At 72.0% G+C, this 20620-nt stretch carries 17 protein-coding genes and 2 tRNA genes; 5 read left to right on the top strand and 14 right to left on the bottom strand.

What is annotated here, in order from left to right:
- From GA0115240_RS37505 to leuS, 4 genes are all read right to left on the bottom strand, one after another.
- Positions 1–995 (bottom strand): ComEA family DNA-binding protein (locus GA0115240_RS37505; RefSeq protein ID WP_237555432.1); only part of this gene is annotated, 995 nt, incomplete at its 3' end.
- A 244-nt stretch (positions 996–1239) separates the two neighbouring features.
- Positions 1240–2085 carry a DegV family protein gene (locus GA0115240_RS33940; RefSeq protein WP_093742793.1) on the bottom strand — a complete coding sequence of 282 codons (846 nt, stop codon included), beginning with the start codon at positions 2083–2085 and terminating at the stop codon, positions 1240–1242.
- A 164-nt stretch (positions 2086–2249) separates the two neighbouring features.
- Positions 2250–2894, bottom strand: coding sequence for a hypothetical protein (locus GA0115240_RS33935; RefSeq protein ID WP_176725250.1), 645 nt, complete (start codon positions 2892–2894; stop codon positions 2250–2252).
- A gap of 251 nt (positions 2895–3145) precedes the next feature.
- Positions 3146–6055: a leucine--tRNA ligase gene (gene leuS / locus GA0115240_RS33930; protein WP_093742792.1), complete on the bottom strand. Its 2910-nt coding sequence runs from the start codon at positions 6053–6055 to the stop codon at positions 3146–3148.
- 331 nt (positions 6056–6386) lie between these two features.
- Here leuS and GA0115240_RS33925 point away from each other — a divergent pair, with 331 nt between their 5' ends.
- Together GA0115240_RS33925 and GA0115240_RS33920 are read left to right on the top strand one after the other, a co-directional pair.
- Entirely contained in the window at positions 6387–6986 is a 600-nt protein-coding gene (locus tag GA0115240_RS33925) for a hypothetical protein (protein WP_093742790.1), read from the top strand.
- Complete coding sequence (locus tag GA0115240_RS33920) at positions 6983–7348, top strand: winged helix-turn-helix domain-containing protein (RefSeq protein ID WP_256070189.1); 366 nt, start codon at positions 6983–6985, stop codon at positions 7346–7348. Before GA0115240_RS33925 ends, GA0115240_RS33920 begins: the two co-directional genes overlap by 4 nt.
- 115 nt (positions 7349–7463) lie before the next feature.
- Here GA0115240_RS33920 and GA0115240_RS33915 read toward each other — a convergent pair whose 3' ends face one another.
- Complete coding sequence (locus tag GA0115240_RS33915; RefSeq protein ID WP_093742787.1) at positions 7464–9428, bottom strand: S53 family peptidase; 1965 nt, start codon at positions 9426–9428, stop codon at positions 7464–7466.
- Positions 9429–9798: 370 nt separating this feature from the next.
- The gene (locus GA0115240_RS33910) at positions 9799–10446 is read right to left on the bottom strand and encodes an FMN-dependent NADH-azoreductase (protein WP_093742785.1); all 648 of its coding nucleotides are present in this window, start codon (positions 10444–10446) and stop codon (positions 9799–9801) included.
- A gap of 86 nt (positions 10447–10532) precedes the next feature.
- Here GA0115240_RS33910 and GA0115240_RS33905 point away from each other — a divergent pair, with 86 nt between their 5' ends.
- Positions 10533–10994 (top strand): MarR family winged helix-turn-helix transcriptional regulator, encoded by a 462-nt coding sequence (locus tag GA0115240_RS33905; protein WP_093742783.1) that lies wholly within the window; start codon positions 10533–10535, stop codon positions 10992–10994.
- Between the two features lie 90 nt (positions 10995–11084).
- On the opposite strand, the gene GA0115240_RS33900 is transcribed toward GA0115240_RS33905, so the two are convergent.
- Together GA0115240_RS33900 and GA0115240_RS33895 are read right to left on the bottom strand one after the other, a co-directional pair.
- Complete coding sequence (locus tag GA0115240_RS33900; RefSeq protein WP_161302643.1) at positions 11085–11927, bottom strand: alpha/beta fold hydrolase; 843 nt, start codon at positions 11925–11927, stop codon at positions 11085–11087.
- Between the two features lie 275 nt (positions 11928–12202).
- Positions 12203–12275 (bottom strand) — tRNA-Ala (locus GA0115240_RS33895).
- Between the two features lie 272 nt (positions 12276–12547).
- Between GA0115240_RS33895 and GA0115240_RS33890 the strand changes: the two genes are divergently transcribed.
- The gene (locus GA0115240_RS33890) at positions 12548–13618 is read left to right on the top strand and encodes an alkene reductase (RefSeq protein ID WP_161302642.1); all 1071 of its coding nucleotides are present in this window, start codon (positions 12548–12550) and stop codon (positions 13616–13618) included.
- 94 nt (positions 13619–13712) lie between these two features.
- Here GA0115240_RS33890 and GA0115240_RS33885 read toward each other — a convergent pair whose 3' ends face one another.
- The gene (locus GA0115240_RS33885; protein ID WP_176725249.1) at positions 13713–15254 is read right to left on the bottom strand and encodes an MFS transporter; all 1542 of its coding nucleotides are present in this window, start codon (positions 15252–15254) and stop codon (positions 13713–13715) included.
- Positions 15255–15355: 101 nt separating this feature from the next.
- Here GA0115240_RS33885 and GA0115240_RS33880 point away from each other — a divergent pair, with 101 nt between their 5' ends.
- Positions 15356–16288 carry a helix-turn-helix transcriptional regulator gene (locus tag GA0115240_RS33880; protein WP_093742776.1) on the top strand — a complete coding sequence of 311 codons (933 nt, stop codon included), beginning with the start codon at positions 15356–15358 and terminating at the stop codon, positions 16286–16288.
- Positions 16289–16517: 229 nt separating this feature from the next.
- On the opposite strand, the gene GA0115240_RS33875 is transcribed toward GA0115240_RS33880, so the two are convergent.
- From GA0115240_RS33875 to nadD, 5 genes are all read right to left on the bottom strand, one after another.
- Positions 16518–16590 (bottom strand) — tRNA-Ala (locus GA0115240_RS33875).
- 207 nt (positions 16591–16797) lie between these two features.
- Positions 16798–17451 carry a histidine phosphatase family protein gene (locus GA0115240_RS33870; protein WP_093742797.1) on the bottom strand — a complete coding sequence of 218 codons (654 nt, stop codon included), beginning with the start codon at positions 17449–17451 and terminating at the stop codon, positions 16798–16800.
- 1 nt (position 17452) lies between these two features.
- Positions 17453–17884 (bottom strand): ribosome silencing factor, encoded by a 432-nt coding sequence (rsfS, locus tag GA0115240_RS33865; protein ID WP_093742775.1) that lies wholly within the window; start codon positions 17882–17884, stop codon positions 17453–17455.
- A 130-nt stretch (positions 17885–18014) separates the two neighbouring features.
- Entirely contained in the window at positions 18015–19985 is a 1971-nt protein-coding gene (locus tag GA0115240_RS33860; protein WP_093742773.1) for an LCP family protein, read from the bottom strand.
- Between the two features lie 32 nt (positions 19986–20017).
- On the bottom strand, positions 20018–20620 hold the full coding sequence (gene nadD, locus GA0115240_RS33855; protein ID WP_093742772.1) for a nicotinate-nucleotide adenylyltransferase: 603 nt from the start codon (positions 20618–20620) through the stop codon (positions 20018–20020).

Raw genomic sequence — 20620 nt, 5'->3', positions numbered from 1 at the left:
TTCGATGGGTGGACCAGCGGCTGGAGGGTGGCGTACTTGCGGGGTCCGATGCCGGGGATCTGGCGGAGCTGCTGTGGGGAGGTGAAGCCGCCGTGCTGGGTGCGGAAGGCGAGGATGTGCTGGGCGAGGACGGGACCGACTCCCGGCAGGGCGTCGAGTTGGGCGGCGGTGGCGGAGTTGAGGCTGAGCGGGGCGGCCGGGGCCAGGTCGGCCGAATCGGCCGGACCCGCAGGGGCCGCGGCGGCCGGCGCCGGAGTGACACCAACGAGGATCTGTTCGCCGTCGGTCAGCGGGCGGGCGAGGTTGAGCGGGGTGGTGTCGGTGCCCGGCAGGGCACCGCCCGCCGCCGACAGGGCGTCAGCGACGCGGGAGCCCTTGGGGAGTCGGCGTAAGCCGGGCCGGGCGACCCGTCCCGCGACGTCGACGGTGAGCTTCGGGGACGCCGCCGGCTTCACGGCCGGAGTGGAAAAGGCGGACGAGGTCGACGCGGTGGACGCGGTGGACAGGGACACAGCCGCCGGCGGCGGGACGGTCACCGTGCGCGGGCGGCCCACCCAGTAGTGATGGACGGCCAGGCCGGCCGCCACCGCGAGGACCACGGCCAGCGCCAGCACCGTCTTGAATTCCAGCCCGCACCGCACGAACAGCCACTCGCGCAGCCGCCCGACGCGCCCACCCGGGAAAACCCGCACCCCGGGCACCGCCGGGCCCGCCGACACGGCTGCCCCGGGCCCCGCCGGGGCCTCCCCCTCCCCCGCACCCTCCGCCTCGTCCTCGCCGTCCCGCTGCGCCTCGCCGAATAGCGCGCCCGCCCGCTCCCGCAGGCGCGCCGCCGCTTCGGCCTTGCCGACGGCCCGCACCGGCCGGAGCCCGTGCAGCCCCTTCAGCGCGCTGGACCGACCCGGCTCGCACGGACCGCTCAGTCCGCTCAGTCCGCTCGGCGCGTCCGACCACCCCGGCCCGCCCGGCCGGTCCACCCTGCTCATCGAGTCCATGTCTCGATGCTGGACCGCGCGCCCGGCCAAAAACGATCACCGCTGAAATCTGTGGACAACCGCCCCTTTGTGGATAACTCGCTCACTCGTGCGAGTGAACGGTGCGAAGTCGACGCGCCCCGCGAGCCGTGTGCGCTCAGTCCGGCCGATCCGGCCAATCCGGCCAATCCGGCCAAGGCGGCCAGTCCGGCCAGTCCCCCCAAGGCGGCCAGTCCGGTCAGTGCAGCCGCCGACCGCACCCGGCTCAGTGCGGGGAGACCACTACTCCCAGCAACCCCGGCCCCGCATGCGCCCCGATCACCGCGCCCACCTCGCTCACCACCAGCTCACCCAGCCCCGGCACCCGTTCCCGCAGCCGGTCCGCCAGCAGCGCCGCCCGCTCTCCCGCCGCCAGGTGGTGCACCGCGAGGTCCACCTGCCGGGTCCCCGCCTGGCCGACGACGATCTCCTCCAGCCGGGTGATCGCCCGGGACGCCGTACGCACCTTCTCCAGCAGCTCGATCCGCCCGTCGGCCAGCCGCAGCAGCGGCTTCACCGCCAGCGCCGAGCCGAACAGCGCCTGGGCCGCGCCGATCCGTCCGCCCCGCCGCAGGTAGTCGAGTGTGTCGACGTAGAAGTACGCGGAGGTGTCCGCCGCCCGTTTTTCGGCCGCCGCCACCACCTCGTCGGCCGCGCCGCCCGCTTCGGCCGCGCGCGCCGCCGCCAGCACCGTGAAGCCCAGCGCCATCGCGACCATGCCGGTGTCCACCACCCGGACCGGTACCGGCGCCTGCTTCGCGGCCACCAGTGCGGCGTCGTAGGTACCGGAGAAGTCCGCCGACAGGTGCAGCGAGACGATCGCGTCCGCGCCGGCCGCGGCGGCGGCCTGGTAGGCGGCGGAGAATTCGGCCGGGCTCGGGCGCGAAGTGGTGACCGGGTGGCGCCGCCGCAGGGCGTGCGCCACGGCCGGCGCCGAGATCTCGGTGCCCTCCTCGAGGGCTTCGTCTCCGATCACCACCGTGAGGGGCACGACCGCGATGCCGTGCCGGGCCAGCGCCTCCGGTGCCAGGTAGGCCGTGGAATCCGTGACGATGGCGACAAGCGGGGACATGAGCGGGAGGTTACCCGGGCGCGGGTCGAGGTGACAGTTGAGCTCGGCGTTCGCGTGCCCCTGACCGCCGGTCTTGCCCCATTTCGCACCGGCCGGGACAGGCCGCGCCCCCGGCCGGAACGGACCGCCTCGCCGACCGACCGGCCGGTGTCCGCGCCGGAGACCTACTCCCCCGCCGGCCCCCATTTCATCGTCCGTCCCCCGCCGTCGCCCGGTCGCCCGGGCCGACCGAGCCGCTGCGTCCCGGGTTCCGCCGCCGGATCCACCGGCGCCCAGTGGCGCAGCGCGCCCGCCTCCAGGTCGACATCGCGGGTCAGGGCCGCCAGGTCGTCGTCCGCGAAGCGCCGCGCCCGGTCCTGGGCGGCCCAGCGGAGGGCGTCGGCCGCGTGGGTGATGCGGCCGGCCCGCTCGCCGAGGTCCGGGAGGCGCGCGGCGATCCTGGCCCGGTCGGGCTCCTGCTCCAGCAGTTTCAGTTCGTGGTCGAGCGCGCCCGCGTGATCGTTGAGCCGGTCCAGCAGGGCGGCGGCCTCGGTCAGCGAGGCGTCCTCGCCGCGGTCGGTCGCCAGGGCGTGGTAGGTGCTGTCGATGGAGGCGCGCAGCGCGAGCCGGAGCCGTGCCAGCTCGCCGGCCGGCCCGGGCACCGTGTACCGGCGGGCCTTCAGTCTGCTGTCCTCCATGACCCGGCGGGCCTGGGCGGTGCCCCGCCTGACCCCGCGCTTGACCGCCCGGACGGCCGACACGGTCGCCACCACGGCCAGCGTCATGAACACCAGGAAGAGCACGAGCACGACGACACCGGCGGTCTCCACGGGCAACCTCCACTACGGGCACGGCAGCGGGCCCGGGCCGGGGCCTTGTCTCCACGGTAACCGCACGGGGCAGACCCGCGGACCTGTGCGGTCCCCGAACCTGCCCCTAGGGGGCCACGACGGCACGATCCGGCCGTCGAACCCCGTGCCGACGCCGCTCGCCGCAGCCCCGCCCGCCCACCTGCCCGCCTGCCCGCCTGCCCGCCTGATGGGCCGCCCGCCCGGCCGGCGGATCATCGTGCGCCCGGGTGTCACACCACGATGTTGACCAGCTTCGGCGCCCGGACGATCACCTTGCGCACCGCCGCACCGCCCAGCGCCCGCGTGACATCCGGGTCGGCCAGTGCGGCTGCTTCCAGATCCGCGTCGGAGATGCCCGGCGGGACCTCCAGCCGGGCCTTGACCTTGCCCTTGATCTGTACCACGCAGGTCACCGACTCGTCCTGCGCCAGCGCCGGATCCGCCACCGGGAAGGCGTGGTGCGCCAGCGACTGCGTGTGGCCCAGCCGGGACCACAGCTCCTCCGCGATGTGCGGGGCCAGCGGTGCGATCAGCAGCACCAGCGGTTCGGCGACCGAGCGCGGCACCGCGCCGGCCGAGGTGCGCGTCAGATGGTTGTTCAGCTCGGTGATCTTCGCGATCGCGGTGTTGAAGCGCAGGCCGGCCAGGTCGGCGGTCACGCCGTCGATGGTCTTGTGCAGTGCGCGCAGTGTCTGCTCGTCGGGCTCGGTGTCCACCACGGCGACGTCGCCGGTCGCCTCGTCGACGACGTTGCGCCACAGGCGCTGCAGCAGCCGGTACTGGCCGACGACCGCCCGGGTGTCCCAGGGCCGGGACACGTCCAGCGGGCCCATCGCCATCTCGTACAGCCGCAGCGTGTCGGCGCCGTACTCCGCGCAGATCTCGTCCGGGGTGACGGCGTTCTTCAGTGACTTGCCCATCTTGCCCAGGACCCGGGTGACGACTTCGCCGGTGCCGCCGGGCGGCATGTGGATGTAGCGGCCGCCGCTCTCGATCACCTCGGCCGCCGGCACGGCGATCCCGCGCGCGTCCCGGTAGACGAACGCCTGGATCATGCCCTGGTTGTACAGCTTGTGGAACGGCTCGAAGGACGAGATGTGGCCCAGGTCGTACAGCACCTTGTGCCAGAAGCGGGCGTACAGCAGGTGCAGTACGGCGTGCTCGGCGCCGCCGACGTACAGGTCGACGCCGCCGGCCGGCTGTCCGGCGCGCGGGCCCATCCAGTACTGCTCGGCCTCCGGGGAGACCAGCTTCTCGCTGTTGAAGGGGTCCAGGTAGCGCAGTTCGTACCAGCAGGAACCGGCCCAGTTGGGCATGGTGTTGGTCTCGCGCCGGTACGTGCGCGGGCCGTCGCCCAGGTCCAGCTCGACCGTCACCCAGTCCTCGTTGCGGGACAGCGGGGTCTCCGGGGAGGCGGTCGCGTCGTCCGGGTCGAAGGTGCGGGGGCTGTAGTCGTCCACCTCGGGCAGTTCGACCGGCAGCATGGAGTCGGGCAGCGCGTGGGCGGTGCCCTCCTCGTCGTAGACGATCGGGAAGGGCTCGCCCCAGTACCGCTGGCGGCTGAACAGCCAGTCGCGCAGCCGGTAGTTGACGGTGCCTTCGCCGATGCCGCGCTCGGTCAGCCAGTCGGTGACGGCGGCCTTGGCATCGGCCACGCTCAGGCCGTCCAGGGAGATCTCGTCATTGGCCGAGCCGACGATCTTCCCGTCGTACGAGGTGAAGGCGTCGTCCCAGGTGCCGGGGTCGGTGCCTCGCCCGTCGGTCGGTTCCACCACGCAGCGCATCGGCAGTTCGAAGGCGCGGGCGAAGGCGAAGTCGCGGGTGTCGTGGGCGGGCACCGCCATGATCGCGCCGGTGCCGTAGCCCATCAGCACGTAGTCGGCGATGAAGACGGGGACCGGCTCGCCGCTGACCGGGTTGACGGCGAAGGCGCCGGTGAACACGCCGGTCTTGTCCTTGGCCTCGGCCTGCCGCTCGACGTCGGACTTGGTCGCGGCCTGCTTGCGGTAGGCCGCGACCGCGTCGGCGGGGGTGGCGTGCCCGCCGGTCCACACGGCGTGGGTGCCCGCGGGCCAGGCGGCCGGGACGATGGCCTCCACCAGTTCGTGCTCCGGGGCCAGCACCATGTACGTGGCGCCGAACAGGGTGTCCTGGCGGGTGGTGAAGACGGTGATGGCGTGCTCAGCGGCGTCGCCGGACGCTCCGGCACCGCCGTGCACCGGGAAGTCGATCCGGGCGCCCTCGCTGCGGCCGATCCAGTTGCGCTGCTGCTGCTTGATCGCCTCGGGCCAGTCCAGCGCGTCCAGATCGGTGACCAGCCGGTCGGCGTACGCGGTGATCCGCATCTTCCACTGGCGCAGATTCGCCTTGAAGACCGGGAAGTTGCCGCGCTCGGAGCGGCCGTCGGCGGTGACCTCCTCGTTGGCCAGTACGGTGCCCAGGCCCGGGGACCAGTTGACGGGCGACTCGGCCATGTACGCCAGCCGGTAGCCGCTCAGCACCTCGGCGCGCTCGGGGCCGGTCAGCTCGCTCCACGCCTTGTCGCCGGGGGCCGGCCGGACACCGTCCTCGAACTGGCGGACCAGCTCCTCGATCGGGCGGGCGCGGTCGGCCTCGGTGTCGTACCAGGAGTTGAAGATCTGCAGGAAGATCCACTGCGTCCAGCGGTAGTACGCCGGGTCGATGGTGGCGAAGGAGCGGCGCCGGTCGTGGCCCAGACCCAGCCGGCGCAGCTGCGCGGTCATGGTGACGATGTTGGCCTCGGTGGAGGCCCGGGGGTGGGTGCCGGTCTGCACGGCGTACTGCTCGGCGGGCAGGCCGAAGGCGTCGAAGCCCAGGGTGTGCAGCACATTGTGACCGGTCATCCGCTGATGGCGGGCGAAGACGTCGGTGGCGATGTAGCCCAGCGGGTGGCCGACATGCAGGCCCGCGCCCGACGGGTACGGGAACATGTCCATGATGAATTTCTTGGGCCGGGCGGCCAGCGCGGGATCGCCGTCCAGTTCGCCGCCGGGGTTGGGGGCGGCGAAGGTGCCGTGCTCGTCCCAGTGGTCCTGCCAGCGGTGCTCGATCTCCGCGGCCAGCGCGGCCGTGTAGCGGTGGGGCGCAGCCGTCTCGGCGGTCGGGGTGGTGTTGCTCATCGTCCTCGGTACTCCATCGATGTCGTGACGGCAGCGCCGCCGGTGGGCCGTCCGGAGAAACAAAAAAGCCCCTCGCGCAGGAGGGGTGCCGCACTGACGTCGTTCGCGGTCAGCGCGGCTCGCTAAGCAGGAGGCTCACGGCTCGCATGGTGTCAGGCTACCGCAGCGGGCACGGGCCCCGCACGGAGGATCCCGTGGCGGCGGGGGGCAGCGGCGAGGTCGTCCGGCGGGTCGCCCGCGGCGCACCGCCGGACGACCGAGGAAGGCCGGCCTCTTTGCTCTGCAACACAGAGCACTCTACGATGCAGAGACCCGATCCGATGAGGTGCCCATGGCATTCGCTGAATCGAACGACGCCTTGACGGCGCTGGCCCGGATACGCACCGCGGCCCGCGGTGACCTGCGGCTGTCCTCCGTTCCGCTCCTCGTCTTCGGCGCCCTGGCGCTGGGGAGCGCGCCCTTCGCCGGCGACCTCTCGCTGGTGAGCCTGCTCTACTGGTCGATCGCCGGGCCGGTCGGCTTCCTGCTGGCCGCCTGGTGGTACCGGCAGCGCCGGCTCAGGGTCGGGGTGGGCAGCGGACACTCGCCGTACGCGCGGGCGGCACTGGCGGTCCTGGCCGCCTTCGCGCTCGTACTGCCGCTGATGGCGGTGCAGTTGCCGACCATCTGCCTGGTCCTGGTCGCCCTGGCCGTCCGGCAGCGCAATCTGTATCTGGGTGCCTTCGCCGTCGCCTTCGGGGTGATCGGCGGACTGGAGGCGTTCGCCGTCTTCGACAACCTGATGTACCGCGCGGCGAACGCCCTGGGCTGGTTCCAGCAGCAGTCCGGGTACTTCGACGGCGCCTCGAAGATCGTCACCGGCCTGGAGGGGCTGCTGCTGCTCGTGGGCGGCCTGGTCGCGCTGCGGCGGGAGAAGCGGGCCGCGGCGTGAAGCCGGAGGTCCAGAAGATCGGGGAGGTCCGGGAGGTCCAGGAGGTCCGGGCCGAGGAGAAAGCCGCGGCCGATCCGGCGGACACCGCCTTGGACGAGGTCGTCCACCAACGGACCCGGCTCAGCGTCCTGGCCGTCCTCGCCGAGGTCCGGGAGGCCGACTTCCCCTATCTCAAAGCGACGTTGAAACTCACCGACGGCAATCTCGGGCAGCACATCGAGATCCTCGCCCGGCACGGACTGGTCACCGTACGCAAGGGGCACGAGGGCCGCAGGCCGCGCACCTGGGTGCGGATCACCGAGGAGGGCGAAGCGGGCCTCGCCGCCGAGATCGCGGCCTTGCGGGCGCTGCTGCGGATGTGAACCGGGGCAGGCCCGGGCGGGGAAGGGCCGAGTCCGGCCACCGGTGTCCCGGTGGCCGGACTCGTGATTCCTCAGGTGCGGCCGGCCGGCCGCCCGCGAGGTGCCGCGCCGATGGTCAGTGCGACTTCTTCGGCTTGTAGGACGAGACATAGTCCTTGCCCGGCGAGCCGACGCCGGTCACGTTGTCGTAGCCGACGGTGGCGTGCAGCGTGCTGTCCACCCCGAAGGTACGCAGCGAGGTGATCAGGCCGTCCGAGGCGTCGGTGGCGTTGGCGAAGTCCACCCGGACGTTCGCGATGCCCTGGCCCTGGCCCAGCGGGTGGTCGGTCACGTCGTGGTAGGCCGCCGTGCCGTACTTGTCGTAGATACCCGGGTTGGCGAACCCGATCGGGACGCCGCCGCGGGCCTGCTCGGCGAGGGCCTGGACGCCGGCGGTGACCGGGGAGGCCAGCGACGTGCCGCCGAGGCGGTACTCGTTGTACTTCACGGTTCCGTCCGGGAAGGTCATCGTCTCACCGACGAGGAAGCCGGTGTTCGGGTCGGCGACCGCCGCGATGTCCGGCTCGACCCGCATCTTGGTGGTGCCGCCGTTGGCCAGCGCCAGCGAGTCCGGCACCACGCCCTTCTGGTAGAAGGGCTGCGCGTACGCCCGGCTGGTGCCGCCGCCCGCGCCCGAGGTGAACGGGCCGGGGAAGCCGGTCCAGGTCTTGCCGTCCGCGGACAGCGGGGCCCGCTCGGTGCCCCACCCGGTCTCCCACAGGTACTTGTCGTTCTTGCCCACGGCGAGCGAGGTACCGCCGACGGAGGTGACCCACGGCGAGTTCGCCGGGGTGTTGATGTCCGTCACGCCCTCGTCGATGACGTCGTCGCCGTCGTCACCGGAGGAGAAGTAGAAGCCGATGCCCTCGACCGCGCCCTGTTCGAAGACCTGGTCGTAGGCGGCGGCTACGTCGGAGGTCTCGTTGGCCTCCACGTCACCCCACGAGTTGGTGACGATGGTGGCCAGCCGGCCGTCCACCACGGTGGCCAGCGAGCCGAGCAGGTCGTCGTCGTTGCAGGAAGCTGCGCCCACGTAGACGATGTCCGCGTCCGGCGCGACCGCGTGCACGGACTCGACGTCGAGCGACTCCTCGCCGTACCAGCCGGACGCGTCGCAGTCCTCGACGCTGTTGTAGCCGTCGTCGGTCGGCACCACCTGGCTGAGCTGGCCCTTGCGGTACTTCTGGCCGCCGGTGTCCTTCGCCAGCTTCGCGCTGTCGCTGGCGATGTTCGGCGAGGCGTACGCGTCGGTGATCGCGACGGTGACGCCCTTTCCGGTGTACTTGCCGGCGCCGTAGGCGGCGCGCAGCTGCTCACCGGTGTATCCCTTGATCGTGTACGGGGCCTTGCTGCCGTACGCGGAGGGAAGCTTCTTGTCGGTGTTGGAGCCGTAGTACGAGGAGAACGGGCCCGAGTTGACGAAGGCCGGCTCCGGGGGAGGCAGCGTGTCGTCGTGCGAGGCCCGCTTGGGTGCGTTGTCCAGGCCGGTGACGGTCAGGACGGCGCCCTGGAGCGAGGTGGGCGCGGACGCGGTGCCGGTCGGGGCGCGGTAGGTGTGCCCGGCCTTGGTGTAGTTGTGCAGCTGCGTGCCGAACGCCTTCTCGGCGGCCGACACATCACCCGTGGCGGTGAGGTAGCGCTTGTTGGTGCCGGTCACCTTCAGGCCGTTGGAGGTCAGCCAGCTGGTGACCCCGGATATCTGGGCCTTGGTGGCACCGAAACGCTGGTCGGTCTGAGCCGGCGTCAAGTAGTGCCCGTAGGAGGCGGAGGTCGGGTCCGAGACCGCCTGCGCGTACGCGGCCAGCCCCTTCGCGTCCTTGCCGGCGAGGTAGACCCGGACGGTCACCTTGCTGGCGTCGGCGGTGGAACCCTTGTCGGCCTTGGCGGTTGCCCACTGGGGCTTGGTGCCGTTGAGGAGTTGGCGTCCTTGCGGCTGATCGGCCGTGGCGGACTGCGCACCCAGGACGAGGGCGCCGGCGACCAATGGCAGCACCGCCGTTGCCACCAGTCCTGCGCGGGCTCTCTTGCGCTCAAATCTCATGAAACCCCCATGCGAAGCGAGTTGCAGCATGATGCGGTGTCGCCGCGATTGCCGCTATGCGTACGGCTGGTACCGCAGAGCGATACTCTTTCGCTGATCAGTTCATGTCAGGGGCATGTTTTCCCCAAGAGCAGGTCAAGGAACTGTCAGTTCCGCACATTTCCGGGCATGCCGCACCGCCCCGCCTCGCATCCCCAACCCCCTGACGTTTCAAGTCCCTTGCGGACTCCAACGTTCCGCTTCCCGTCCATCGCGATCGACGCTAGCAGCGCTCCGCCCACGCCAACAGGCTGCGCGGACAAGGCCGTACACCATACGTACGCGGGGCCCGCGGCGTTCACCGCGGGCCCCGGACGTCGGGAAGGAAGCGTCAGACCGCCGGGGCCGCGGCCGGCCAGAGGGCGTCCACGGCGACCTCGGCCTGGGCCAGGCTCTGCTCGGCCAGCGGGATAAGGCCGGCCATGGCGGGAGTCACCTTGGCAAGGGTCAGCTCGGCGGTGATGAAGCGCGGCTCCAGGCCGGTGATGGACAAGCCGTGCGGCAGCCACGCCTCCGCGTGGTCCCAGCCCTCACGCGGCGTGCCGGCGCCATAACCGCCGCCCCGGGTGGCGATGACCACCAGATCGCGACCGGCCAGCAGCCCCGTCTGGTTCTCCCGGTCGTAGGCGAGGCCCGGCGCCATGAGGTGGTCGATCCAGGTCTTGATGCTGCTGGGGGCGCCGTAGTTGTAGAGCGGCAGGCCCAGCAGCACGACATCGGCCTCCTTGATCTCGCCGACCAGCTCCTCGGTCAGCGCCCAGGACGCAGCTTGCGCGGGAGTGTGCTGGTCACGCGGCGTGACCCTGGCCAGGCCGCCGTCGGCGTCCAGGTGCGGCAGCGGGTGCTGCCCGAGGTCGCGGTACGTCACGGTGCCGCCGGGATGCGCGGCGCGCCAGACCTCGGCGGCGCGGGCGGTGAGCCGGCGGCTGACGGAGCGGTCGCCCTGAATGCTCGAGTCGATGTGCAGCAGATGGGACATGTCGTTAACCCTTCGCTATTAGTTTGTGCAACGCAAACCATATATAGCACACCTATAAATAGGACCCGCGTGGGTAGACTGCCGGTATGGACCCCTTGCCCGTCCTCAACCAGCCGGTTCACCTCTCCGGCGCGCTGCTGGAGTTCCTGGCACGCCGCATCCGGCTGCGCTCGGAGTCCCTGCTGGCCCCCCTGGGACTGCGGACCCGGCACTTCGTCGCCATGACGGTGCTGCGGGAGCGCGGCGGCAGCGCTCAACAGGTCCTGGCCAAGACGCTGGACATGGACGGGACGAATGTCGTCGGTCTGCTCAACGATCTGGAGGCCGACGGCCTGATCGAGCGCCGGCGCTCCCCCGAGGACCGCCGACGGCACATCGTGGAGCTGACCGAAGCGGGCATCGAGCGACTCGCCAGGGCGGAATTCGCCATCGCCGCGGCGGAGAACGAGGTACTGGCGGCTCTCGGGCCGGAGCAGCGCGAGGCGCTGCACGGCATGCTGCAGCAGGCCCTCAACGGCGAGGCGTGCCGCGCGGAGGAGTCCTGCTGAAAGTCCCGCCGGGAGTTCCGCTCGGGCCGCTGGGGCCGCTGGGGCCGCTGGGGCCGCTGGGCCGGGCCGGCGCCGGAGCGGGCCGGGCTGTCACACCTCGGTGTAACCCTGGTTCCACCAGGCCGTGACAAGCGCCGCGTAGGCGTCCGGCTTCTCCTCCCAGCAGAAGTGGCCCGCGCCGTCGATGAGGTCGACCCGGCTGTGCGGCAGCCGCGAGTGCAGGAATTCGGCGTTCGCCGACGGCACGACCTGGTCGCCGCGGCCCTGGACGATGCTCACCGGGGTCTCGATGCCCGGGAGCAGCTCGGCCAGCACCGGCAGCTGGTCGGGGTAGGCACGGGCGTAGGGCAACGTGTGCAGGAAGCGGTCGCCCTCGTAGGAGGAGAGGTAGTCCTCGCGGATCTCCGGCGACGGCGTGTAGCCCTCGATGGTGCTGAGCGCCGCGCTGACGATGTCGCGCCCGTCCATCCGCCGGTACGGCTCCACGTCCGGGGCCTCGACCCACTCCTTCAGCACTCCGGCCAGCTGGAGCGGGACCGCGGCGCCGCCACTGCCGATGAACAGGCTGCGGAAGCGGCCCGGCTGCGCGGCCGCGGCGAACAGGGTCGAGGAAGTGCCGATGTCGGGGCCGACGAGGTGCGGGTTCTCCAGCCCGAAGGCATCGGCGACCCGGATGATGAAGTCACCCATCGCCTGCGGATTCATCAGCTCGTCGCGCCGCTCCGACTGCCCGAAGCCGGGCGGGTCGACGGCGATCAGGTGCGCCTGATCACCCAACTGGGCCCACACCTGTTCGAACGCCAGCACGCTCTCCGGCCACGGGCTCAGCAAAATGGCGTCCTGGCGGCCCTGCCCGCCCTCGGCGAACCGGACGGACAAGCCGTCGATGGTCCTGAACTGCGGGCGAATGAGGGTGCTCGACGGTGTACTCACGGTTCGTACTCCCTGCTCGGGCTGCTCGCGGCAGACGGGTCCAGGCACGCCGAGCCCCATGAAACCAGCGTCCGTCCCCCCGCGCATGCCCGCCGCCCCCACCCGGGGCCCGCCCCGCCCGACCGAGGGGTGCGCGAACCCCCGGGCCCACCCTGCCCGACCCCCGGGGGGTGCGGGTGGCGAAGCCCTCGCTCTGCGCCGGCGGAGCCCGCGCAGAAACGACGAAGGCGAGGCGGTCTGCGCGATCCGCAGACACACCTCGCCCATCGCCTTCGTGGAGCTACGGGGAATTGAACCCCGGACCTCTTGCATGCCATGCAAGCGCTCTACCAACTGAGCTACAGCCCCGCGTCCGTCGGGCCGTGGCCCGGCGACTTGGGGTACTTTACACGGCTGCCGGGGTGGTCCTGCAAATCCGATTCGCGGGCGCGGGGGGCCGCGACCTCGGGGTTCCAGGAGGACGGGCCAGGGCCGGGCCGGCGAGGACCGGGTGGGGCCCGGGCGGGTTTTCCCGCTGCGGCGGAGTTCATGAACCGTCAACAATCCAGGGGCGGTTGCCGGGTTACGGTGGGCGCGGCCGACCGCTCGGGGCCGGCCGGACGCCGAGCCTGGAGGGCGCTGTGACCACCGCGTTCGACCCCATCGACCTGGCGGGCCTGCGCCTGGCCAACCGGATCGTCATGGCGCCGATGACCCGCAGCCGGGCGTACGGGCCGGGGCTCAGCCCGACCGAGGCGGCCGTGGCGTACTACGGGCAGCGCGCGTCCGCCGGGCTGATCATCACCGAGGGCACCCAACCGTCGCCCGCCGGGCAGGGCTACCCGGACACCCCCGGGCTGCACAGCGCGGAGCAGGTCGCCGCCTGGCGCAAGGTCACCGACGCCGTGCACACCGCCGGCGGCCGGATCTTCGCCCAGCTGATGCACACCGGGCGGATCGGCCACCCGTCCGTGTCACCGCACGGGCTGGTGCCGGTCAGCGCCTCCCCGGTCGCCCCCCAGGGCCGGATCTACACCGCCGACGGCCCGCGGGAGTACGTGGTCCCGGTCGCGCTGGACGAGGACGGTATCCGCCGGACCATCGCCGACCACGTGGCCGCCGCGCGCAACGCGATCCGGGCCGGGTTCGACGGGGTCGAGGTGCACGGCGCCAACGGCTACCTCGTCCACCAGTTCCTGGCGCCCAACTCCAACCTCCGCACCGACGCCTGGGGCGGCGACCACGAGGGCCGGGGCCGGTTCGCGGTCGAGCTGGTCCGGGCGGTGGCCGACGCGATCGGCGCGGACCGTACCGGTCTGCGCATCTCCCCCGGCAATCCGCTCGGCGACATCGACGAGCCCGACCCGGACCCGACCTACCTCGCCCTGGTACGCGCCCTGGAGGAGATCGGCCCGGCCTATCTGCACCTCACCGAGAGCGCGGACCGCGCGCTGACCCTGGAGCTGCGCAAGCGGTTCAGCGGGGTGCTGATCCTCAACGCCCGGACCGTGGGCCGCCCTTCCGGGCCCGAGGAGCTGACGCTGATCGAGGACGGCACCGCCGACATGCTGTCCTACGGTGCCCTCTTCCTCGCCAACCCCGACCTGCCCCGCCGGCTCCGGGCGGGCGGCCCCTTCAACACCCCGGACCGGGCCACCTTCTACGGCGGCGACGAGCGGGGCTACACCGACTACCCGGCGCTGGACGGGTGAGCCCGGGGGTGGCCGGGCTCCGGCGTCCGGCCACCCCGCCTCACACCGCCTCACCCGCCCCCGCCCGGCCCGGCCCGGCCCGCCCCGGAGAAGATCAGTGCGCGGCCCGCCGGCGGACGCCCGCCACCGCGGCGGCCCCCGCCGCCAGCGCGCCCGCGACCGAGACGCACACCAGCGCCACCGACGTCACGCTGAACGCGTGCACCGAGGGGTGCGCCCCCGGCAGCGCCAGCCGGTTCAGGAACAGCGTGCCGAGCGTCGCCACACCGATCAGCTGCCCGAGCTGCGTCACCGTCGCCAGCAGTCCGCTCGCGTCGGCCGCGTCCTGCGGCGCGACCTTGGACAGCGCCAGTGTGAACGTCGGGCTGAAGGCCAGCCCGAGGCCGAGGCCGAGAGCGAGCAGATTCACGTAGAGCCAGCCGCCGCCGTCACCGCCGCCGCGCAGCGCCAGTCCGAGGCCGGCCAGCGAGACGGCGGCGATCAGCAGCCCGGACACCGCAAGCCACGGGCGCCAGGCCACCGGCAGCCGCCGCCAGGTCAGGCCGATCCCGCCGAAGGTGACCGCGCAGACGGCGAAGGTCAGCCCGGTGCGCAGGGCGCTGAAGCCGAGGCCGGACTGCAGATGCAGCGCCACCGCGAACAGGAAGCCCGCGTTGATCGCCATGGACAGCATGATCACCGTGATCGCCTGCGCGATGCCCGGTGCCCGCAGCACCCGGGCGGACACCAGCGGCGCCCCGCCGCGACGGGCGACCCGCGACTCGACGGCGACGAACAGCCCGAACAGCACCGCGCTCAGGCCCAGGCACACCCAGCCCCACAGCGGCCAGCCCTCCTCCTGGCCGAGCACCAGCGGAACCGTGAACAGCGTGACGGCGCCGGCCAGCAAGGTCAGCCCCGGCAGGTCCAGGCCGCGCCGCCGCTCCGGCGCGTTGCGCACGTCCGCGGGCAGCACCCGCGGCGCGATCAGCAGCAGCACCAGCCCGATCGGCACATTGACCAGGAACACCGGCCGCCAGCCGGAGCCGAACAGGTCGGCGCTGACCAGCACCCCGCCCACCGACTGGCCGAGCGCGGCGCCGGACGCGACCACCGCCGAGTACACGCTCATCGCCCGGGTACGGGCCTCGCCGCGGAAGTTGAGCTGCAGCAGGCTCAGCACCTGCGGGATCATCAGTGCCGAGCCGGTGCCCTGGGCGAAGCGGAAGCCGATCAGCTCGCCGGTGTTCTGGGCCAGGCCGCAGGCCAACGAGGAGACGGTGAACAGCGCCAGCCCGGCCAGGAACAGCCGCCGGTGCCCCAGCAGGTCACCCAGCCGCGCGCCGGTGATCAGCAGCACCGCGTAGGCGATGGTGTACCCGGCGATCACCAGCTGCAGCCCGGCGCCCGAGGTGTGCAGATCGGTGCGGATGGTCGGGGCCGCGACGTTGACGATGAAGACATCGAGCAGGGCCATGAACTGGCCCATCAGGATCGTGGCGAGCAGCAGCCCGGACCGTGGTCCGGCCCGACCGCTGCTTCCGGGGCTTTCGCTGCCGGACTCGGGACGCCCGCCCCGGTGGGCAGGGGCCGACGGAGCCGAAGGAGTGGGGACGGCCACGGCGGGGGATCCGCCGCTCAGTACGTGATCGCTCATGCAATGAGCGTGCGGCCACCTCAGTACCGGTAACGAGAGTCCAGTGATCCTGGTACTGAGAGCACCAGGCAGCCGGTGCCGGTGTCCGTGAGGATGGAAGCATGCCACCGTCCCCGTCCGCCCGCCGTACCGAACTCGCCGCCTTCCTCCGCAGCCGCCGCGCCCGCCTCACTCCGGCGGATGTCGGGGTGGCCCCGGGCTTCCGGCGGCGCACCCCTGGGCTGCGCCGCGAGGAGGTCGCGCAGCTCGCCGGGGTCGGCGTCACCTGGTACACCTGGCTGGAGCAGGGACGCCCGATCAACGCCAGTGTGCAGGTGCTGGACGCGGTGGCCCGGGTGCTGCAGCTGGACGTCCCCGAGCGCGAGCACCTCTACCGGCTGGCCGGCATCCCGTTCGTGCGCGAACCGGCCTCCGACGAGCAGGTCGTCGGCGCGGAGCTGCTGCGGGTGCTGGAGACGCTGGACCCGCTGCCGGCCGCGGTCTACAACGCGCGCTACGACGTGGTGGCGTCGAACTCCACCTACCGGGCGCTGTGGCCGATGACCTCGGTGGTGGAGCGCGACGAGCGCAATGTGCTGTACAAGCTGTTCACCGTGCCGCAGTGCTGCTCCACCTTCGTCAACCGTGACGAGGAGCTGCCGTGGATGGTGGCGCAGTTGCGCAGGACCTACGGCCGCCACGTCGGCGAACCGGCCTGGGAGTCGTTCATCGCCCGGCTCACCGGCGAGAGCCCGTGGTTCGCGCGGCTGTGGGCGAGCGGCGACGTGGCCGCGCCCGGCCGCCGGGTGAAGGTCTTCCGGCACTCGGTGATCGGCATCGTGAACCTGACGTCGATCTCGCTGAGCATCGACGGCATGACCGAGCACCGGATCGTGACGTACACGCCGGTGGCCGAGGAGGACCGCCTGCAGATCGAGCGGATGCGGGCGATGCAGGACCCGATCATCGGCTGCACGCTGCACGGCCGCCCGCTGTCGGCGATGATCGCGGAGCGCGCCGAACGCGCCCACCCGAAGATCCCGCTCCCCCGCTGACCCCAGGGGGCACCCAGCCCTCCCGCCCCACCCCGCCCGACCCAGGCGGCACCCAGCCCTCCCGGCCCACCCCGCCCGACCCCGGGTGCGCGAACCCCCGGGCCCACCCCGCCCGACCGAGGGGGTGCGGGTGGCGAAGCCCCCGCCCCGCGCGGGCGGAGCCCGCGCAGAAACGACGAAGGCGAGACGGTCTGCGCAATCCGCAGACACACCTCGCCCATCGCCTTCGTGGAGCTACGGGGAATTGAACCCCGGACCTCTTGCATGCCATGCAAGCGCTCTACCAACTGAGCTACAGCCCCGCGTCCGCCCGGTTGTCGCGGCGACGAGAAGAAGCATAGCCGGTGAGCGCACCGGAAACGAAATCCGTTCCGGTGGCCCCCGGACCACGCCGCGGCCGGGCCGGAACCGCCCCCGGACCAGGCCGGAACCCGGCCGGTACCGGCGAGGTCACCGGCCCCCGGGAGCGCCTCTGAACTCGGCCCGGCCGGGCCGGCCCCGCGGCAGCGCTACGTGTCGTCGCCGATCACCGGTTCCGGCAGGCTGCCGGCATTGTGCTCGTTGAGCCGCCAGCCCCGCACGCCCTCACCCAGCACCGACCAGCAGCAATTGGACAGGCCGCCGAGCGATTCCCAGCTGACCGGATCGAGGCCCAGCAGCCGGCCGATGGTGGTGCGGATGGTGCCGCCGTGGCAGACGGCGACCAGCACGCCGCCGTCGGGCAGCTTGTCCGCCGCGCCCAGCACCACGGGCGCGGCCCGGTCGGCGACCTCGGTCTCCAGCTCGCCGCCGCCGCGCCGCACCGGCTCGCCGCGCTTCCACGCGGCGTACTCCTCGCCGAACCGTCCGACGATCTCGGAGTGGGTCAGGCCCTGCCAGACACCGGCGTACGTCTCCCGCAGGCCCTCGTAGTGCTCGACCGGCAGGTCGGTGAGCGCGGACAGCTCGGCCGCGGTGGCCGCGGCTCGCCGCAGGTCGGAGGAGATGATCGCGTCCGGCTTCATCGCGGCCAGCACCCGGGCGGCGCGGCGCGCTTGCGCCAGGCCGGTCTCGGTCAGCTCGATGTCGGTGTTGCCCTGGAAGCGGTCTTCCAGATTCCAGGCGGTCTGGCCGTGCCGCCAGAGCACGATCCGGCGGCCGCGGCCGCCCCTGCTGCCGTTCAGCTCAGGCTCCCTCGTCCTCGCCCGCGGCGTTGGCACGCTCGTGGGCCGCGGCCTTGCCCCGGGTGGCTGCCGCTTCCTCGGGCAGCTCGATCTCCGGGCAGTCCTTCCACAGCCGCTCCAGCGCGTAGAAGACCCGCTCCTCGGCGTGCTGCACATGGACCACGATGTCGATGTAGTCGAGCAGCACCCAGCGGCCTTCGCGCTCGCCCTCGCGCCGGACCGGCTTGACGTCGAGCTCCTTGAGGAGGGTCTCCTCGATGCCGTCCACGATGGCCTTGACCTGCCGGTCGTTGGGCGCCGAGGCGACCAGGAAGGTGTCGGTGATGGAGAGCACGTCGCTGACGTCGTAGGCGATGATGTCGTGCGCGAGCTTGTCGGCCGCCGCCTGGGCGGCGGCGCGGGTCAGCTCGATGGAGCGGTCAGTGGCGGTCACAGAAGCGGCTTTCGGGTCGGGGGCTCGTCGGTCAAGGGTCTCATGACCGTCTGACAGCCCCCGACCGTTTCCGATCATGTCGGGGCGGCACGGGTCCGGGCAGGCCCGTCCGGGTGCTTCCGCGGCCGGATCAGTTGGACGGCGGCAGCTTGTAGTCCTTGCCGAGGACCACCGTGATGTCCGCGTTGGACGGCACCGTGCCCTTCTTCACCTCGCTGACCGGCAGCCCCAGGGTGGCGGCCACGTCCTTGGCCGCGGCCAGTCGGGCCGGGTCGCTGTAGAGCACTTCGGACAGGGTCCGGGTGCTCGCCGCCTTGCCGCCGGACACGTACACGTACGTGCCGCCGTTGACGATCGCGGCCTGGGCGATATTGGCCGCCTTGGCGTTCCCGGTGGCGTCCTGGATCTCGACGCGGGCCTGGCCGGTACCGCCGGCGGACTGCTTGACGTTGCCGCCGAGCACGTCCTTGACCACGTTGTCGGTGGACTGGGCGCTGAGCGTGCCGTCCTTCTGCACGGCCAGCATCGCGGTGTCGTAGGCGCCGGTCTTGGCCAGTTCGGCGAGGCCGGCCAGCGAGGCGCCGAGCTGTTTGTCGTTCAGCGAGGGGTCGAGGATCTGGCTGAGCCCCTGGACGGTCCTGGTGGCGTCGCCGGCGTCGCTGGGCATCTTCTTCAGCACCGCCTGCATGACCTGGCCGAAGCGGGCGAGCTGGTCGGTCTGCGATTCGCCGGGGGCCTTGTAGGTGGCGTACAGCACGGCGTTCTGGCCGGTCAGGTCCTCCTGCTGGCCCTTGGGCACCAGCGTGGTGCCGCTGGCCTTGCCGGTGCCCTTGATCGCGGTGTTGGTGTCCACCAGGACATCGCCGAGGGAGTCGACCAGCAGTTCCAGGTAGGGCGAGTCGAGCCGCCAGCTGCCCTTGATGTCGGTGCCGAGCAGCGTGTTGAGCGAGTCGCGGGTGGGGCCGACACCGTCGGCCACGGACTTGTCCAGCGTGGTCGTGGTGCCGTCGTCCGCGGTGACCTGGAGGGAGTTGGGGATCAGCACGGTGGTGCCGCGGCCCTTGGTGGCGTTGTCGACCATCAGCGCGGTCGAGCTGGGTCCGCCGTTGACCGGGAGCATGTGGACGACGATCACATCGCGCTTCTGGGCTCCGCCGGAGGCGACCGGGGCGATCTTGTCCTTGCTGAGGCCGGGGATCTTGCCGGCGTGCCACAGATAGCCGCCGGCGCCGAGCAGGGCGAGGACCACCAGCAGCACCAGGCCGCGCTTGCGGTTGCCGCTGCGCCGCTTGGCCTCCTCGCGCCGCTCGGTGCGGGACTCGGAGAACTTCAGCCAGTCGATGACCTCTTCGGACTCCTCCGACTCCTCGTCGAGGAAGGCGAATTGCTCGGTGTGGTAATTCAGCCCCGGCCGGCCCTCCGCCTCGGCCTCGCGGCCGGACCCGGGCCCGGCCTCGGACACCGGCTGCTGCCGGCCCGTGTCGTACACGGCGTGCTGGCCGGTGTCGTGGACCGGCTGCTGGCCGGTGTCGTAAGCGGGCTGCTGCCCCGTGTCGTAAACCGGCTGCCGGCCGGTGTCGTATATCGGTTGCCGGCCGGTGTCGTAGACGGGGTGCTGACCGGTGTCGTACACGGGGGCGTGCTGGCCCGTGTCGTAGACCGGGTGCTGACCGGTGTCGTAAACGGGCTGTTGGCCCGTTTGGTAGCCCGGCTGCCGGCCGGTGTCGTAGACGGGCGGCTGCTGCCCCGTGTCGTACGCCTGGGGCTGCTGCTGCGGCTGCTCGTAGTGGGGCCGCTGCGGCTGCTGCGGGATCCAGCCCGGGGGCGGGCCGCCCGGCTGGCCGCCCTGCTGCTGGCCGCCGTAGGTCTGTGCCGGGTCCTGGTAGTACGGATCCGGGTAGCTTCCCGGCTGCGGATGCGGGGAAGGCTGGGGGTGCTGGGCCGGCTGCTGCTGCGGCGGGGTCTGCTGCGGCTGAAGGGGCCTGCCGTACGCGTCGTAACCGTAGGGCTGCTGCTGGTAGTAAGGCTCCTGCGCGTAAGGGTCACTCTCGTTGTCGGGACCGCCCTCGGCATACTGCCAACGGGGGTTTGCGTCGTTCACGAGGAACCCCTTCGTGTCTTTTTTTTACGCCGCTACCCGGTCGCGTCCCGGTACAGCGCGCGTTTGTCGATGTAGCGCACCACACCGTCCGGAACCAAGTACCAGACCGGATCCCCCTTGGCCACCCGCTGACGGCAGTCGGTGGACGAGATCGCCAGTGCCGGGACCTCCACCAATGACGCCCCACCCTCGGGGAAGCCCGGGTCGGACAGCGTATGCCCCGGACGTGTCACCCCGATGAAATGCGCCAGGGAGATCAGTTCCTCGGCGTCGCGCCAGGAGAAGATCTGCGAGAGGGCGTCCGCGCCGGTGATGAAGAAGAGGTCCGCCGCCGGGTGCTCCGCCCGCAGGTCCCGCAGGGTGTCGATGGTGTACGTGCGTCCCGCCCGGTCGATGTCGCTGCGGCTGACCGAGAACTGCGGATTGGAGGCGGTGGCGATCACCGTCATCAGGTAGCGGTCCTCGGCAGCCGAGACCTTGCGGTCTTCCTTCTGCCAGGGCTGCCCGGTGGGTACGAACACCACCTCGTCGAGGTGGAAGAGGCTGGCCACCTCGCTCGCGGCCACCAGGTGCCCGTGGTGGATGGGGTCGAACGTACCGCCCATCACACCGATGCGCTGCTTTCCGGCGGACAT

It is taken from the genome of Streptomyces sp. DvalAA-14 (assembly GCF_900091855.1).
In the GTDB taxonomy this organism is placed as follows: domain Bacteria; phylum Actinomycetota; class Actinomycetes; order Streptomycetales; family Streptomycetaceae; genus Actinacidiphila.
This window is presented reverse-complemented; position numbering and strand designations above follow the sequence as displayed.